The 14,515-nt window shown below is 57.7% G+C and carries 15 protein-coding genes; 9 read left to right on the top strand and 6 right to left on the bottom strand.

Annotation, left to right across the window (positions count from 1 at the left end; genetic code table 11):
* Positions 1 to 182: 182 nt before the first annotated feature.
* Positions 183 to 443, bottom strand: coding sequence for a hypothetical protein (locus E0E39_RS11970; RefSeq protein ID WP_130874947.1), 261 nt, complete (start codon positions 441 to 443; stop codon positions 183 to 185).
* Positions 444 to 761: 318 nt separating this feature from the next.
* Positions 762 to 1,388 carry a response regulator gene (locus tag E0E39_RS11965; RefSeq protein WP_130874946.1) on the bottom strand — a complete coding sequence of 209 codons (627 nt, stop codon included), beginning with the start codon at positions 1,386 to 1,388 and terminating at the stop codon, positions 762 to 764.
* A 285-nt stretch (positions 1,389 to 1,673) separates the two neighbouring features.
* Here E0E39_RS11965 and E0E39_RS11960 point away from each other — a divergent pair, with 285 nt between their 5' ends.
* The 3 genes from E0E39_RS11960 (at position 1,674) to E0E39_RS11950 (ending at position 3,224) form a co-directional block, all read left to right on the top strand.
* Positions 1,674 to 2,186 carry a hypothetical protein gene (locus E0E39_RS11960; RefSeq protein WP_130874945.1) on the top strand — a complete coding sequence of 171 codons (513 nt, stop codon included), beginning with the start codon at positions 1,674 to 1,676 and terminating at the stop codon, positions 2,184 to 2,186.
* Between the two features lie 17 nt (positions 2,187 to 2,203).
* Complete coding sequence (locus E0E39_RS11955) at positions 2,204 to 2,674, top strand: hypothetical protein (protein ID WP_130874944.1); 471 nt, start codon at positions 2,204 to 2,206, stop codon at positions 2,672 to 2,674.
* Between the two features lie 85 nt (positions 2,675 to 2,759).
* Positions 2,760 to 3,224 carry a hypothetical protein gene (locus E0E39_RS11950; RefSeq protein ID WP_130874943.1) on the top strand — a complete coding sequence of 155 codons (465 nt, stop codon included), beginning with the start codon at positions 2,760 to 2,762 and terminating at the stop codon, positions 3,222 to 3,224.
* A 69-nt stretch (positions 3,225 to 3,293) separates the two neighbouring features.
* On the opposite strand, the gene E0E39_RS11945 is transcribed toward E0E39_RS11950, so the two are convergent.
* Together E0E39_RS11945 and E0E39_RS11940 are read right to left on the bottom strand one after the other, a co-directional pair.
* On the bottom strand, positions 3,294 to 3,773 hold the full coding sequence (locus E0E39_RS11945; RefSeq protein ID WP_130874942.1) for a YbhB/YbcL family Raf kinase inhibitor-like protein: 480 nt from the start codon (positions 3,771 to 3,773) through the stop codon (positions 3,294 to 3,296).
* Positions 3,774 to 3,901: 128 nt separating this feature from the next.
* Positions 3,902 to 6,157, bottom strand: coding sequence for a calcium-binding protein (locus E0E39_RS11940; RefSeq protein WP_165444771.1), 2,256 nt, complete (start codon positions 6,155 to 6,157; stop codon positions 3,902 to 3,904).
* Here E0E39_RS11940 and E0E39_RS15840 point away from each other — a divergent pair.
* The 5 genes from E0E39_RS15840 to E0E39_RS11925 all read left to right on the top strand — a co-directional run bounded on the left by E0E39_RS15840 (position 6,141) and on the right by E0E39_RS11925 (position 8,656).
* A complete protein-coding gene (locus E0E39_RS15840; RefSeq protein ID WP_165444770.1) occupies positions 6,141 to 6,437 on the top strand; it encodes a hypothetical protein in 297 nt (98 codons plus the stop codon). The two genes, E0E39_RS11940 and E0E39_RS15840, sit on opposite strands and share 17 nt — an antisense overlap.
* Before the next feature lie 106 nt (positions 6,438 to 6,543).
* Positions 6,544 to 6,687 (top strand): hypothetical protein, encoded by a 144-nt coding sequence (locus E0E39_RS15835; protein WP_165444769.1) that lies wholly within the window; start codon positions 6,544 to 6,546, stop codon positions 6,685 to 6,687.
* 436 nt (positions 6,688 to 7,123) lie between these two features.
* A complete protein-coding gene (locus E0E39_RS11935) occupies positions 7,124 to 7,717 on the top strand; it encodes a hypothetical protein (RefSeq protein ID WP_130874940.1) in 594 nt (197 codons plus the stop codon).
* A complete protein-coding gene (locus tag E0E39_RS11930) occupies positions 7,714 to 8,091 on the top strand; it encodes a hypothetical protein (protein WP_130874939.1) in 378 nt (125 codons plus the stop codon). The genes E0E39_RS11935 and E0E39_RS11930 overlap by 4 nt, the downstream gene beginning before the upstream one ends.
* 259 nt (positions 8,092 to 8,350) lie before the next feature.
* Positions 8,351 to 8,656 (top strand): hypothetical protein, encoded by a 306-nt coding sequence (locus E0E39_RS11925; protein WP_130874938.1) that lies wholly within the window; start codon positions 8,351 to 8,353, stop codon positions 8,654 to 8,656.
* A 45-nt stretch (positions 8,657 to 8,701) separates the two neighbouring features.
* Here E0E39_RS11925 and E0E39_RS11920 read toward each other — a convergent pair whose 3' ends face one another.
* Complete coding sequence (locus E0E39_RS11920) at positions 8,702 to 9,676, bottom strand: IS630 family transposase (RefSeq protein WP_130874828.1); 975 nt, start codon at positions 9,674 to 9,676, stop codon at positions 8,702 to 8,704.
* Between the two features lie 165 nt (positions 9,677 to 9,841).
* Positions 9,842 to 10,060 (bottom strand): transposase, encoded by a 219-nt coding sequence (locus tag E0E39_RS11915; protein ID WP_207302488.1) that lies wholly within the window; start codon positions 10,058 to 10,060, stop codon positions 9,842 to 9,844.
* Positions 10,061 to 11,523: 1,463 nt separating this feature from the next.
* Here E0E39_RS11915 and E0E39_RS11900 point away from each other — a divergent pair.
* Positions 11,524 to 14,112 (top strand): class III lanthionine synthetase LanKC N-terminal domain-containing protein, encoded by a 2,589-nt coding sequence (locus tag E0E39_RS11900; RefSeq protein ID WP_130874937.1) that lies wholly within the window; start codon positions 11,524 to 11,526, stop codon positions 14,110 to 14,112.
* Positions 14,113 to 14,515: the final 403 nt, after the last annotated feature.

Here is a 14,515-nt window from a genome sequence, read left to right as displayed (position 1 = left end):
CTGGCGGTTGCGGTGATCGGAAGGGCGGCTCCACGCCACGGGTGGGCGAGGCGAACTGGCGCCGCCGCGAGTCCCACGGGTGATGCAAGAACCGGCCGCCAGCGGCTACGCGCCACCTCGGCGCGCGATGCCGGCTCCGGAGATTTTCCCCGATTGTGCTCCCTACAGGCAGGGAGTGTTGATCAGATGATCTTGAAGTCTTCGGAGCGCGCGGCGATTTCCACCGCTTGACGCCAGGACTGTGCCGTGAGAGTGCTGTAGTTGAGGGCCAGGTCCAGCATTTTGGCCGTTGACGTGTAGATCGCGGCCCAGTGTGACCCTGTGCCCAGGCGTCGTGCCAGCGACGGGAGGCTCGTGACCACGTCGATGTGATCGGTGATTTCGTGGTGAATTCCGTATCCATGTGATGGTTCACCGCTCTTGGTGTGGGCTCTGAGTTTCACCCAGCTTCCGCCATGCAGCCTTCACCGAGAAAGGCTTCGTGGAGCGCTCTCGTCCGGTCTGCCTTGACTTCCAGGAACTGTACATATGCCTGTTCCGTTGCCAGAAGCGATGCTTCCGACCATGGTTTTCCTGATCGATGCCCGGGATCTCCGTTCCTCGGGTGTCGATGAGGCCACGAAAACCGACGACCGTCGGGTGGTTGTGCGGCAGCATGACGAAATCATCGTTGCTGAGCACGCTGGCCCCGGTGCCGGTACTGCGGCGCGCGCCGCTGTCCGTCCGCGTGTCACTGCGAGGATGCCGGGAGAGGCTGTGGGTCAGACAATTCCGAGATCCTTGGCGCGGGCAACGGTTCCCGTGCGGGAAGAACTGCCGAGTTTTGACGCGGCGGATGAGAGCCTCGTCTTGATCGAGGACTCGGAGAGGTGCAACTCCTCCGCGATCTCGCGATTGGATTTCCCCCGGGACAGGAGATGTAACACCTCTTGCTCCCCCGGAGTCAGCTCGTCGACTCGTGACGGCTCGGCGGGGCGGTTGTCGAAGAGCATCTGAAGAACGGACTCCGAGAACACGAGGAGTCCTGATGCAGCCGCATGGATGGCGCTGATCAGCGCCTCCGGTTCCACGTCCTTGAGGAGGCAACCGGAGGCGCCCGCCCCCATCGCTTTTCGCAGCATGCCTTGATCGCAGTGCGAGGTGAACATCAGCACGCGGGCATTCGGGTCCAGGGCGCTAATCTCGGCGGCGGTGCTCACACCATCCATGTCCGGCAACTGAACATCCATGAGAACCAGGTCGACCGCCTCGGAGGCAAACATTTCAAGCGCCTGGGTGCCGTTCTCAGCGAATCCGGCCGTGCTGATTCCCGGAGTGCGCGAGAGCATTTTCTGGAGACTCTGTCGCACGAACAGGTCATCGTCAACCACTAAAACTCTGATGTTCATTCTCTCCGAGCACCCCTTCCTCACATCACTCGCGCTGGCTCGATCCTCTCAGCGTACGACAGGCATGCCCGGTTCGCCGGCGCATGATGACAAACTGTCCAGAAGGACAGCAGGACTGCCCGAAAGGTCAGCGATCACGGATCGCGGAGTCCATGTGGTCGCTTCTGGGCGCATGTCGGTCCATCTGGGTGCCTGATCGGTCCGATTGACCGTTGCGCCCCGCAGTGTGGTGTTGGAAGGCTGTTTCCCGTCCCGGAATCAACCAATCATCACAGAGGAGTTGACATGACACTGACATCCACGTTCCGCTCTCGCGTGAAGAGAGCAGCCGTGACGTCTCTGGCAGGGACGATCCTGCTTGGCGGGGTCGGACTCGGAGTGCAGCAGGCATCCGCGACCACGAGCGGCTCGCCCGCGGTCCTCACGAACGATCAGAACGGTACACGGACCGCCGGGGACATCAGCGCCACCGACTGGGAAGCCATTGCGCGCCAAGCGGAAGCGGCAGGCGATCGAGAAGGTGCTCAGGCTGCCCGCAAGGTCGCCCAGCGAGATGGCGTGGCTGGCAATGGGCAGGAGTCCATCTTCACTATCGCCAAGAAACTGGCCAAAGTGGCCTTGAAGCATGGGCGTATTTTTTTGCCAAAGACCATTCGCTCTTGGGCGGACAAGATCTATGGCTTGATAGACTCTATTGAAGCCACGACCGAGTTGGGTATCGCAACCTTCCTCGTGCAGAACGGCATCCCGGCAGATGTGGCCATCGAAATCGCGCGGTGGATCGTGACGTTCGCCTGAACGAGAGGAGCCAGAACATGAGCTCGGAGGATCAACCCGTCACCTTCTGGGGTGCGATCATCATGTTCTGGCTCCTCGTCGCCGCCATCATCGTCTCCACCATCCCCATGATGGTAGGGGTCGCGATCGTCGCTCTCGTCCCGGGGGTTGGGGAGCTCCGGAGCCTCAACCCGTGGCTTCTTCTTCATTTCCTGTGGATGTATCCAGCTGTTTGGGGGGTCAGCATAGTCGTTGATCCTGTCCTGAATCATCTCTTTGCTACGGGAAAGTCGAAGAAGGTTGGGGAATTGCTCGGGAATGTTCTTGCATGGTTCTTGATCTCGTGGTTTTTTACTGTCTTTTTTCGCGATCCCTTGGGAGCTTTGCTGGCCGGTCTGATATCAGCTGTCACCATGAAGCCCTTTGTGACGTGGCTGGAGAAACACGCCCCGAAGGATGATGACGACCCCGGTGATGATGAAGTCGGCAAGGAGGGGGTGTCGGAGTGATCGTGTCCGGGGAGGCGGTGGTCGGTCGTCGATGTGCCGAGCCTGCCGCTGCTTTTTTGAACGTGTGATCGGAGGGAGTGGGATCGTGGCGTCGAAGGATCAGCCCGTCACCTTCTGGGGTGCGATCATCATCTTCTGGCTCCTTGCAGCTATCAGCGCCGTTGCCGCCGTACCGATGGCTGTGGGCGTGGTGAGCGTCGCCCTCATCCCGGGCGTCGGTGAGCTGCGGAGCCACGATCCATGGCTCTGGCTCAACCTCCTGTGGATGTTTCCTGCTTTCTGGGTCATCACCACGGTCATCGATGCATCCCTGACCGCTCTTCTCGTCACGGGGATTTTCCGGAGGATCGACGACGTCTTCGAGGATCTCCTCATGTGGCTCGCGGTCGCATGGCTTTTCACAACGTTCTTCCAAGGTCTCCTCGCGGCGCTGATGGCCAGCCTGATCGCTCTCGTCCTCATGAAATTCCTGCTCGACTGGTTGGAGAAGCACCCTCCGAGGGAGAGCGAAAAAGCGGCACGAGAAGTCGCCGGGGAAACCGGTTCGTGACCTTTCTAACCTCTCGACGGGCACCGACGCCTTGCCGCTTCGCCCGTGCACGCGGACCGGCGTTCGTGGCTATTCGTAGGTTCCTTCGAGCACGGCCCACTGCAGGACATGCCCTTCGATCGCGCGTTTGAAGCCCGCCAAGCGGGTTCGAGAGGGGGCCGGCAGGTCGCAGTCGAGTGCGTAGACGGTGAACCGGTAGGTGTGGGTCATGCCCTGGGGAGGTTTCGGGCCGCGGTACCTGTGCCACCCGTAGGCGGTTCCCTGCACGATTCCCGTCGAGGGATTGACGCGACCCGGTGGAATGGCGGCCGGTATCGAATCCCCGGGAGGAATGTTCCAGGCGATCCAGTGGGCCATGGAGCCGAACAGGGGATGGGTCAGGTCCTCGAGTGTCACCGCCAAGGAGCGGGTGTCCGGGTCGAGGCCGTCGAGGCGCAGCTTGGGGGAGATGTTCCTGCCCCGCCCGGTGAAGTCGGTTCGGAAACGTCCATCGGAATCGATGCAGTCCGACCTCACGGTGAGCGTGGTGTAGTCGTCGGAGGTGCCCATACCTCCATCCTAGGAACCCCCCCAAATGGTTGATTCCGCAATTGTTGCTCCCATTGATCACGCGAAAGGTCGGGAGACCTGCCGAGGCAGGCCTCCCGACCACCGATCCGCGGCCCTGGGGAAGGGGATCAGGCGAAGTCGTTGACGGTGAGCTGGACTCCTGACGGCAGCGTCGCGAATGCAACCGGGGCGAACAGCGCGCCCGAGCCGTCAGCGTCGAAGAACAGCGTCTCCCCCTGCTGATACACCCGCGTGGTGGCGGTGACCGTGTCGGTGGTGAACCAGTTGCCGTTCAGCCCGCCGAAGGTGGCCACGGGCAGGCTGATCCTGTCCTGTCCCGTGGTGAAATCCGTGATCTCGTCGACGTCACCGTTCAGTTGGCCGTCCAGGACGAACCTGTCATGTCCCGCGCCACCGGTGAGGGTGTCCTTTCCCTGACCGCCTGCCAGGGTGTCATCGCCGGCGGCGCCGTCAATGACGTTGTCCGCGGAGTTGCCGCGCATCGTGTTCGACAGGTCGTTGCCCGTGGCCCGCAGCGGACCGCTGCCCAGCATCCGGAGATTCTCCACCCCCGACGGCAAGGTCGAGTCGACGGCGGCATTGAGGGTGTCGTCGCCCCCGGCGTCGGTCACGGTGTCGTCGGGGGAGTCGACGACGAGATTGGTGTCCTTGCCATCGCCCTGCTGCGTGGTGATCCGGGAGTGATGGGTGCCGATCGTCCGGTCGGTGTAGGTGACGTGGGCCGTGCCGACGCCGTCGAGGGTGCCCTCGTGCTGAACCAAGGGCTTGTCGACCGGGTAGCCGGTACCCGCCAGCTGGTTCCCGGACAGGTTCAGGCCCGTATTGTTGCCGATGAGACGTTCGGTGCCTTCCGAAGCCCTGGCGACATCATTGTTCTCGACCTTCAAGCCCTTGGAGACTTCAGCTGCCACGTAGAACGGGGTTCCGGTGGGCAGCATCACATTACCGGTGATCGTGGTTCCCGTGAGGTCCCTTCGTCCCCCGACATAGTCCACCTCGATGGAGGTGCCCGGGTATCCCGGTTTGGTTCCCATGTACGAGTGTGGGTTTCCGCTCACTTCGCCGGAGAATGAGGATTTCTTGTCCCAGATGGATTCCACTGCGACGACCGACCTCTTGGCCTGTCCTGAAAGGACGTTTCCGCTGAAGGTGTTGTTGTCCGAGTGCGGTCCGACGTACAGCATCCAAGAAGGTTGTTTCGGAGTTTTGACAATCACTCGAGGTTTGTCTTCCTCCCCAGGGTTGGGTGCCTCGAAAACCTGTACCGTCTTGTCCTCGAAGACCTCAACGGTGTTGTCGCGGAAGGTGTTGTCGTGGCTGCCCTGGTAGGCCTGGAGCAGCCCCTGTCCCATGGAGATGCCGGTGACGATCGTGTTGCGCTGGATCGTGTTGTCGTGCGACCCGTAGGCCAGGTGGATGGATGAGGAAATGCTGTAGTTGAAGTGGTTGTCCTCCACCGTGTTCCCGTGGGAGCTGTCCTGCATGGACAGATTGCGGGTGTTCATGGTGGAGAAATTGTTGCTCACGACACTGCAGCCGACTCCGGAGAACTCGATGCCGTAGTACCCGCCCGTGACGCGGTTCCCGGAGACGGTGACCCTGGTCGCCCTGTGGGTGAGTTGTGGCACCTCGCCGGTTGTCACAAATCGGTCGTAGACCGGCCTGGAATCCTTCGAGAGACCGGAGTAGACGCCGATCGCAACCACCCCTTCGGTGCGTTGAAACTCGGGCCGTACCGTGACCTGGTTGTTCTCGATGCGGATGTTGTCAACATCGCCTTCGCGCCCCAGCACCGCGATACCGCGATACCGGGAATTGACGATGGTCAGACCGCTGATGGTCACATCGCTGATGTTCTCCCCACTTCTTGCGAAGGCCAGCACCCCACGGGTGAAGGTATCGGAACCTGTCATGTCGATCGTGGTATTGGTCAGGGTCGTTCCGCTGGAGCCCGGGGCGATTCGGAAAACGTTCTTCGGATCATTGCTGGTCCCGCCCTTGAGTGCGGCTGTGATGGTGGCACCCGCGCCGTCGAAGTACGTGAGTCCCTTCGGAAGCTGAAGCTCTGCGGAGACGGTGTAGCTCTGCGACGGGCTCAGCCGGACCCCGACGCCACGCTGTGTGGCGAGCTCCAGGGCGGCCTTGAGGGTGGACGTCGCATCGGCGGGAATGTCCTGCGCCAGCAGGGGAATGAACCCTTCTTTCTTGCCGTCCTTGACCTCTTCGAAGGTGGTGGCGTAGGTCGTGTCATTGATGGTGACCTCACCGTCCCCGGTGCCCTTCGCGTAGGTGAGTGAGGTGATGCCATCGGTCAGGACGAAACCCGTCGAGTCCTTCGGGAGCTGCGTGCGCGCATCGGCCAAGGAGTGGAACTCCGGCAGGCCGGCACTCGGCTGGGCAGCTGTCGATGTGGGCGCGGACGGGACGTTTCCTGCCGAGGCCGAATGGGGCGACGTCGGAACGGGTCCGGGACAGGTGTCCTCCGAAGACTGTGGTGCTGCGGAGGCCGAGAGCGAGTCGGCGGGACTCAGCGCTTCCCGTGCCGTGGGGGAGGCGCAGCCCGTGAGTGCGACGAGGGAGCAGACCAGCGTGGTCAGCAGCGGTCGCGATGGTGAGTTCATGAGACGGCTCCAGTTCGTGTGATGCTCCACTGCGGAAGCGTTGACTGGGGTGCCGGGCACAAGGATAGCCACAAGGCGAGGCGTTGGGGAAGGCAAGCCGAGGAGCTGTCTCGAAATCAGGGTGGGCTATGGGATCGGCCGGATCCGGAGGGTATGCCCGCCGGTTCTTCTCCGGTGAAAAAGCCGACCCGGAGGTGCAGATCATCGCCTGGACCGCGGCCCCGGGTTCGACCTCCCGAGAGCGCCTCGCCCGGCTGAGGACACTGGCGTGAGAAGCAGCGCATCCGCCCGGTCTCGCTGGTGTGTGGGTGCGGAAGGTGGCTGAGCCGGGCGTGATGTGGTCACCACCCGCGGAACTCTTTGTGAGATGATTGTTGGCCGATAGTTACTACTGCCGGATGGCGTCGGCGGGGTAACGTGACGAGAACAAAAGTTCACCGAGAGCTGTCGCATGGCATTTCGCATCACAATTTCGGTTTGACAAGGGGGTCTGAGTGGATCCGCATCGTGGCGCTGACCGAGGCAAGGATGCGACAACCCGGAAGCGCTGGTGTTCCCGAGGTGTTGCGGCTGTGAATCTCAGGGGTGGGCGGTGCACCGTTGAACCAGTGCGTGTGCTGAACCCGTTCGATGTGTCCGCGCGGGAAAGTTCGTCAGGTTCCGTTGTTTCGTGGGTAGGTCTCAAGAAGAGAGGATGAGGAGATCCCGGTGAGGGTCAAGAAGATGTCGGCGACGACGGCTCTCGTTGCGACGATGTCGTGTGGTCAGGCGATGCTTCCTGCTTCGGCTGTCACTGTCCCCGAGGAAGTATCGGTGCCGAGTCCCGTGCAGGAAGATGTCGATCTCCAGGCTTTGGAGGCCGAGGTCACAACCATTTTTGAACGCTATCTTCAGCAGGATTCTGGAGACAGGTGGAGCGTCGATGTAGAGGCCGTCCGGCAGGACGGGGCACCTGAGGCCGATCTGCAACGTATCGCGGAAAGGTTCAATGTCCCGATCGGAAAGTATGTTTTCCCAGGCTCGGAGGACAAGGGAGCAGGCGGGAAGAAGGGAGCAAGTCCCCAACACCAATTCGGCAGCGGGGAGTGGGGCAAATGCGTGCTCAACAGGGTCGTTCCGGGAATCTTTGAAGCAGATGTGGGAGGCGGGGTCGTGGCGTTGCCTTCCAAGGGGAAGTATGCGCAAGTGGCGTCGTACCTGATCAGAGTGGTCGGGCCTACTGCCCTGAAGGGGGGCGTCGCCGTCCTGGTGGCCTCTCTTGCGGTCAGCGTGGCGTGGTGCTCGACACTATGGGCCTCATGATGTCTGCTGATACGCAACCCAGTACGCGTGAGAAGGTGATCGCCTATGTGGCGCTGTGTGGATTCCGGCTGGGTTTGGTGGCCATGGTCTTTCTGCTTGCCTGGGTGTCCACCTGGGTCGAGGTGGGAACCGCTGGGCTGATTGCGGGGTTGTTGACCGTAGTCGTTCTGGGAGCCACGGCGTATGAGGTCTTCGTGTCGCGGAAAGATCGTGCTTCTTTGTCCTACGTGATCATCACTTCCTTGGCAGTCGCTGCTTCCATAGTCCTACCGCTCGTAGGGAGTGCGCAATTCTGGCCTGCTCTGACCTCGACCCTCATAGGTGCTGGCCTTCTGACGGTTTTCCGAAAGCGGATTGTCTCCTCGGGAAAGTGAACCTGTGAAATGCTGTTACCTGATCCGCTGATCTCATTCATCGGAAGGGTGTGAACGATGCGAATAAGTCTCCCTGCGAAAGCGGCGGGTCTTCGAGTCAGATGAATGGTAAAAGGAGGATGGGGTGAAAGCGAAGCCGGGACCGGAACCCCGGAGGTCTTCCGGTGACTCTCTCTGCGACATCCTCGAGGACTCCGAGCGTTTCGCGAGGAAACGGTGGAGGCGCAGGTTTCCGTCAATCGTCGTATTCGCCGCGTGCATGTCTTTTCTCGCCGCAGTCATCTCGGTGATTGTCGGGTGGACGACGATCCCTCGGGCCGTGGCCATGGCTCTGATGCTCTTCATCGGTCCGGTCGGTGTCATCGCGTACAAAACATATGTGGCACGAAACTGCGAATGCACCCCGGGATTCAGGATCGCCCACTCGCTGGTCCTGATGACGGGAATCGTCGTGCCGCAGTGGGGAACTGACAAATTTGCGAACCTGCTGGTCGGACTCGTTATAGGCGCTGTCGTCGTGGTGATTTCGCAGAGCACCTCCCACTTCCTGAAGAAGGACCGATGATCGCGGAATGAGCGGTAGTATAGCAGTCTTGAAACAGGATGTCGTTTATAGGCGGTACGGGAATTTCTTCTTTCGTATGTAGGTTTCGAATGCGTTTCGGGTGTCGGTGAAGTGGGGGCGTTGGAGGTTGCTGATGTGGGTTTTTGCTTCGCCCCAAACATGCTCGATGGGGTTGTGGTCAGGGCAGTAGGGTGGCAGCCACAGGAGGGTGATGTCTGCAAACCTGTTTCCTTTACCGAGGTGTTGTTTCAGTTCCCGGGATTTGTGCCATCCGGCGTTGTCCCACACGATCGTGATCTTCTGGCCGGGATGTTTGTCGACGAGTTGGGTGAGGGCATCGATGATGGTGTGACTGTTCTGCCAGTCCAGCGCTGTGAGTTCCACACTCCCGTCAGCCTGGTTGAGGAACCCGATGTAGGACTGGCAGCGGCGTTGCCGGTCCACTTCCAGCACGGTGGGTACCCCTCGGCGGCACCAGGCTCGTCGGGTGAGTGCTTCGTGTTCGATGCGCACCTCGTCAGCTGCGAACACGAGATACCCTTGCGCACGTGCGTGATCGACCAGGTCGCGGATCTGTTCCACACGGGCTGCCACGACCTCCTCGGCGGGGCGGCGCTGGTCCCGGGCGGCGGGCTGCTTGAACGACAGTCCAGCATGGTGGAGCAGCACCTGGTAGGAGGAGTCCGACGCGAGGACGACCTCGAACTCGGTGGCAATGTAGTCCTTCAACCTTGGCAGACTCCAGAACCCCACCGGCAGCCCGTCAGGGTCGGTGGGAGGGGTTTGCAGTACCCGCATCACCTCGTCATGCTGTGCTTGGGACAGTTTCGCTGCATTCCGGTTCCCGATGTGCCCGGTGTACAAGGAGGCCATCCGTTCATCACGCCATTCAGCGACCCAGCGCTGCAACGACCTCTCGGACTTCCCGACCACCCTGGAAACCTGTTCCACCGGGATCCCGACATGCAGCATCAACAGCCCCATCGCTCGTTTCCGCATCGACGGATACACAGCATTCACCTGATAATCCTGCAAAAGTTCTTCATATCCGGCAGCGAATCCTTCCACAACTCTTATTCAAGCGCTCCGGTAAAAATGATGCAACACGACATGCCGCCCCCGCAGCAAAATCTTGGGTAATACCCCAGAAAACACCAAACACAACGACATCTTGTTAAATGGGAGCTATAGAGAGCGTTGATCGACTCGATCGTGTTCGTGGTGTGGATCACGGGTGTCGTATTCGAGGAATGGCACGAACTTCGCCCAAGAGCTGCACCAGAGCTGGATGAACAGGAGATACCGCTCGCCCCACTCGGCGGCGAACTCCTTGAACCGGTCCTTCGCCGCCTGCTCGGACGGGGCCATGTAGAGAGGCTTGAGTGAGAAGACGATCGCGTTCATGGAGGCTTATTCATAGCCGTCCTCAAGTGTTGTCTGACTAGGGGTTTCGCTGGCCGAGGTGTTGCCCGTGAATAAACCTCATGGTGCTGCCTGCAGGCGTAGCGGAAGCTGCTGTGGCGCCGAGCGGACGATGCACTGCTGCACGACGATCTTGTTCCCAGGCGGTGTTGATCGCCTCCTGAAAGCCCTTCAAGCCATCGCAGATAGCGATGAGGACTCATCGACGCCCTGGTTCTTCAGCTCGGTGAACGCCTGCCACCAGAACCTCGCACCTTCTTGACCGTCGCCGGCCCAGATACCTGAGGACGTCGCGTTCCCCGTTCACGGTGACGCCCAGCACGACTGAGATACGAGGTGTTGCAGACTTGGTTCGAAACCACCGCCGGTGGGACGTGGCGGATCGCCGGATGCCGGGACTAGTACTCGAAATATGTGAGCGTCCGTGGCATGTGTCACTGGCTGGGAACAAGCACGATGCGATCGCCAGGGGTCGAACTCACGTTGGCCGACTACCACTCCTTGATTCGGGCAGCCACTGGCCGTTGCCTGCCCAATCGATGAGGTCACCGATGAGGTGCTGCCCGTGGTCACGATCGTGACCCACAACGGCGGCCCGTTCCGTATCGTTGGACTTCTAGTTGTTCATCATGGCCCATCCGGAGTTGAAGCATGTCCGCACCAGGGTCAAGAGCCCCGGGCAGAACGGGTCACGCAAACGCGGGTTCGAGACGTTGACCTACGAGCGGTTGTTCCCAAGCGGGATCCCCGACGCGCTCACCTTGGCCGAACGGGCCAAGGACTACCACATCGAGTACAAATACCGGGCGTCCCCACGAGGCCATCGCCTGGAACCGACCTCTCGAAGTCCACCTCGACCGCGCCAGCACGACCACCCTCACCTTTGAAGAAGAAATCCTGCCAACCACTTGACGCGGGACACTATGACGCCGTCCACCAACATCCCGTCCTCCGCTCCCTGATCGCCTACTACCACTAACGCCCCATGGACTTAAACCAATTAGGTATTTCTCCAACCTGCGAATCATCTGCGGGTGGCTCGCGAGGGTTGACCAAAAGTTAATGGGCAATAGTTACTGTTGCTGAGTGGGTCGAATTGGCTAGTCTGTGTTAGACAAGTTAATTAAGAGCTGTGCACGATACCTCGTGGTCTTGGTTCTACAAGGGATTTCGCTAAATGTTCGCTGGGTGGTGCGCTCTTGGTTAGGGCAAATTGGTTTCGAGGTGTCCATCCCCCAGGCATTGTGTTCGTGGAAGATCTTGTGCAGATGATAAATCCGGCAGACTGCGTGCACGGAATCCGTCATTTACATTCTGTAAACAGGGTGAGAGGCAGGGTTTTAATCCTGTTCATGGGCGGGTAATAAGAAGTTTCACGGCAGGGAAGTTTTCATGGATGTAAGGGTGAAAATCAAGTAAATCATCGAAATGGATAGTAAAATATCATGCTAAATGAGACAGATTTTTCATTGGACGGGCCGCAAGATGTTCTCCCGAAAAAGGTGCCCCCTCTCTGGTGGGTTGAGGGAACCGACCGTGCAGTGCACGGGATAACTTTTTCCATACCCAGTCAGTTCAAGAGTAATTTCCTAAGTAGCTACAGCGGCGATTGGAATTTGCAAAGGCATGTAGAGCAGAAGGAACTTATGAGCGCAGGCTGGAAGATTCATATCTCTCCATATATTCATGACTGCCAAGCGGTACTAGAGGTAATAGCAGGTATAGCGGCAGTCGAAAAAGTAACATTTAAGCACGTTGTTTCTGATCGCGACTATGCTGAACGCCTCTCCCGGCAGGCACAACGCGATATTCATGGTAAATTTGCTACCATCTATCCGCATGATTCTAAGCATGCAGTTCTGCTGGCTAATCTATTAGCGAATAGTTTGGAACAGTATGATGGTCCTAAGGTATTTACCGATGTTCCTTGGAAGAACTCCATCGTACACCTTCGCTATGGTGCTATATTTCCTGAACTTCGAATGAACTATGGCACAGGAATGTTGACTAGCTATATGCGCATGGAAGACGGATCGCTGGCTGAAGACGAGCGCCGTCCGTATTTTTATGTTCCGCCAATGATCGAAGTGCCGCATGAGATTAAAATAGAACAAGAACGTTTCGAATCGTCGGCAGCAAAGCTGCCCTTCGTAGCAACCGCTATCTTGAGTCAATCGAGTGGTGGGTCTGTATACGAAGCAACCTACAATGGAACACCGGTGATTGTAAAGGAGGGAGTCAAGGAAGCTGGAATCGAAAGCTTAGGACGCGATGGAAGCTGGCGACGGCGCAAGGAAGCCGCTGCACTTGCGGTAGTTCAAAACTACGAATCATTTCCGAAATTGCTGGACACCTTTGAGACAGAACGCGCATTTTACATCATAGTTGAACGTAAGCAAGGTGTGCAGCTCAATAAGTGGATTGCAAAGCATTGCCCCAGAGTGACAATCGAGCAACGGGACCAAGACATCTTGGCCGAGATAGAATCCTATGTAGCAGAAGTCACGCATCAGCTAAGTCAGATCGAGATGGGGTTGGACAGGCTTCACTTGCACGGATATTCGTATGGGGATTTAAGCCTTTCTAATATAATGGTGGATGATGAGAACATTGTTTCCTTTATCGATCTCGAAACCGCCGAGCCGCACTATATATTCTCTAATCAGATCACTACTCCAGGATATTCTGCTGGTCCCGGTGCGGGAGGCATAACTCAAGATACGTGTGCGCTTGGCAGAGTGGCACTAACCTACTTTTTTGGTGCCCCTAGTCCCTTGGACGTGTTCCCCTCGGAGGCCTTCCGTATTCTTGAGCTAGTTCGAGAGCGCTTTGGGATCAGAGCTTTTCACCTCGTGGAGAAATATCTGAATACTCCCCGAGACACTCTGAAATTCATAGCTCCCGACCTTGATGCAATTCCGGCGGATCTGGACTCTGGTTTAGACGTTGTTGAGAGGCTGGTAACCGCGCGTGAGTATGTCAAGCAGATATCTTTGCAGAAGAAAGAGTCTTGGCCGAAACTCCTGACACCAGCTGATTTTTCGCTTTTCCGAGGGCTTGCGGGTACTATTGCTGCTTTCTCTAAAGCTGGATTCCGTTCTAAGATTAAAGACGATGCGGCGCGTTTGGTAGATTACGTGAGCATAGTTCGAGATTACGAATCTCATATTGGTCTCATGGAGGGTACGCTCGGCATGATTGTCGCAATCGCTGAATATGATTGCAGCGCCTCGTCTGAAATGTTGGCAGGCTGGGTGAATCGGAACTTAGAACGATTGTGTGCGGCAGGTCCTTTTGTTTTCCATGGAAAAGCAGGGCTTCTCTTGGGTCTCTTGCATAAGTATGAGAAGAATGGTATTTCTTCCGAAGAGGCGAGTCTCGGCATGGACTTGGTCAAGTCTATCGAGGCGGACTACGACAAACTCAAGAATGTGCCATTGAGTGCGGGTATTCTTTATGGATGGAGCGGAGTCGCAACTGCTATTGCTATCTGGAACTACGTGAATGATATTAACGATTTCGACCTAGCTGTCAAAATGATTCGTTCCGATATTGAATATTGCGTATGGGATGATGGCGCCCTTTTAGGCCCAGACGTGACTTTCCCTCGGCTCATGCCATACGTAGGGATGGGGTCAGCTGGTATTCTATCAGCGATTGCTGCTGTTGGCTTCTTGGCCAAGATAATTCCTTGCGAGCAGAGCCAATTTGAGGGCTTGCTAGCAGCCTGCCAGAATGAATTCTATGCACTGAATTCCCTGCTATTTGGTCGAAGTGGAATCGCGCTCACCTTGGATATGATTCAGAATCTCCTTAGTGTAAATGCTGAGCCTTACAAGTGTTACCAGCTAAGGTGGATTAGAAAGACTACTCCGCATAGGGGTAGAGCAGCTTTCTGCTTCGGATATAAGCATATGAGGGTCAGCTTTGATTACGCCTACGGAGCGGCGGGTCGGGTCCTTACGCATATTGCTCAGCCTGGTGACCTCGCTCCGTACCTACCTTTTTCTCTCCCTGTGATTGACAAATCATAAGAATCCTTGACGCGGTAGCCGAGGAGCGAAAATACCGATGGATTCAACAAGGCTTGGGAGTTTTCAATAACCTATCTGGTGTGGTTTGTCGATACCGCATTTTCCTGAAAGCTATTTCAGCTTGGTTGCGCTCTAAAATTACTTGTGGTGAGGTTTATTATTCACAGGCGGCGTGTCGCCCAGTAAAATCCCTAGTTAAAGCACCCTTGAGGATGGCTGAGAATAAGCTTCGGTGTAGAGACTGTCCGAGACAGTAAGGAATGGGCTTCTTCTAAGCAAAATTCTTTCTCGCTGCTCTTGCTGCTGTGGCATACTTCTGGTAGATTCTAATTTGAAAGGAGGTGAAATCCCATGACTGAGACGGAACTTAGTAGACTGTCTGGTACGCAGTCAGCAGACCCGG

This window comes from [Pseudopropionibacterium] massiliense (assembly GCF_900607225.1).
Lineage (GTDB): Bacteria > Actinomycetota > Actinomycetes > Propionibacteriales > Propionibacteriaceae > Arachnia > Arachnia massiliensis.
The sequence above is the reverse complement of the archived record's forward strand: the minus strand, read 5'-3'. Positions and strand labels throughout refer to the sequence as shown.

Bases quoted from the DNA above. Each gene is read 5' to 3' on its own strand.
- E0E39_RS11900 (WP_130874937.1), top strand. From the start codon at position 11,524: ATGCTAAATGAGACAGATTTTTCATTGGACGGGCCGCAAGATGTTCTC.
- E0E39_RS15835 (WP_165444769.1), top strand. From the start codon at position 6,544: ATGGGATCGGCCGGATCCGGAGGGTATGCCCGCCGGTTCTTCTCCGGT.
- E0E39_RS11965 (WP_130874946.1), bottom strand. From the start codon at position 1,388: ATGAACATCAGAGTTTTAGTGGTTGACGATGACCTGTTCGTGCGACAG.
- E0E39_RS11945 (WP_130874942.1), bottom strand. From the start codon at position 3,773: ATGGGCACCTCCGACGACTACACCACGCTCACCGTGAGGTCGGACTGC.
- E0E39_RS11960 (WP_130874945.1), top strand. From the start codon at position 1,674: ATGACACTGACATCCACGTTCCGCTCTCGCGTGAAGAGAGCAGCCGTG.
- E0E39_RS11925 (WP_130874938.1), top strand. From the start codon at position 8,351: ATGTCTTTTCTCGCCGCAGTCATCTCGGTGATTGTCGGGTGGACGACG.
- E0E39_RS11915 (WP_207302488.1), bottom strand. From the start codon at position 10,060: ATGAACGCGATCGTCTTCTCACTCAAGCCTCTCTACATGGCCCCGTCC.
- E0E39_RS11930 (WP_130874939.1), top strand. From the start codon at position 7,714: ATGATGTCTGCTGATACGCAACCCAGTACGCGTGAGAAGGTGATCGCC.
- E0E39_RS11955 (WP_130874944.1), top strand. From the start codon at position 2,204: ATGAGCTCGGAGGATCAACCCGTCACCTTCTGGGGTGCGATCATCATG.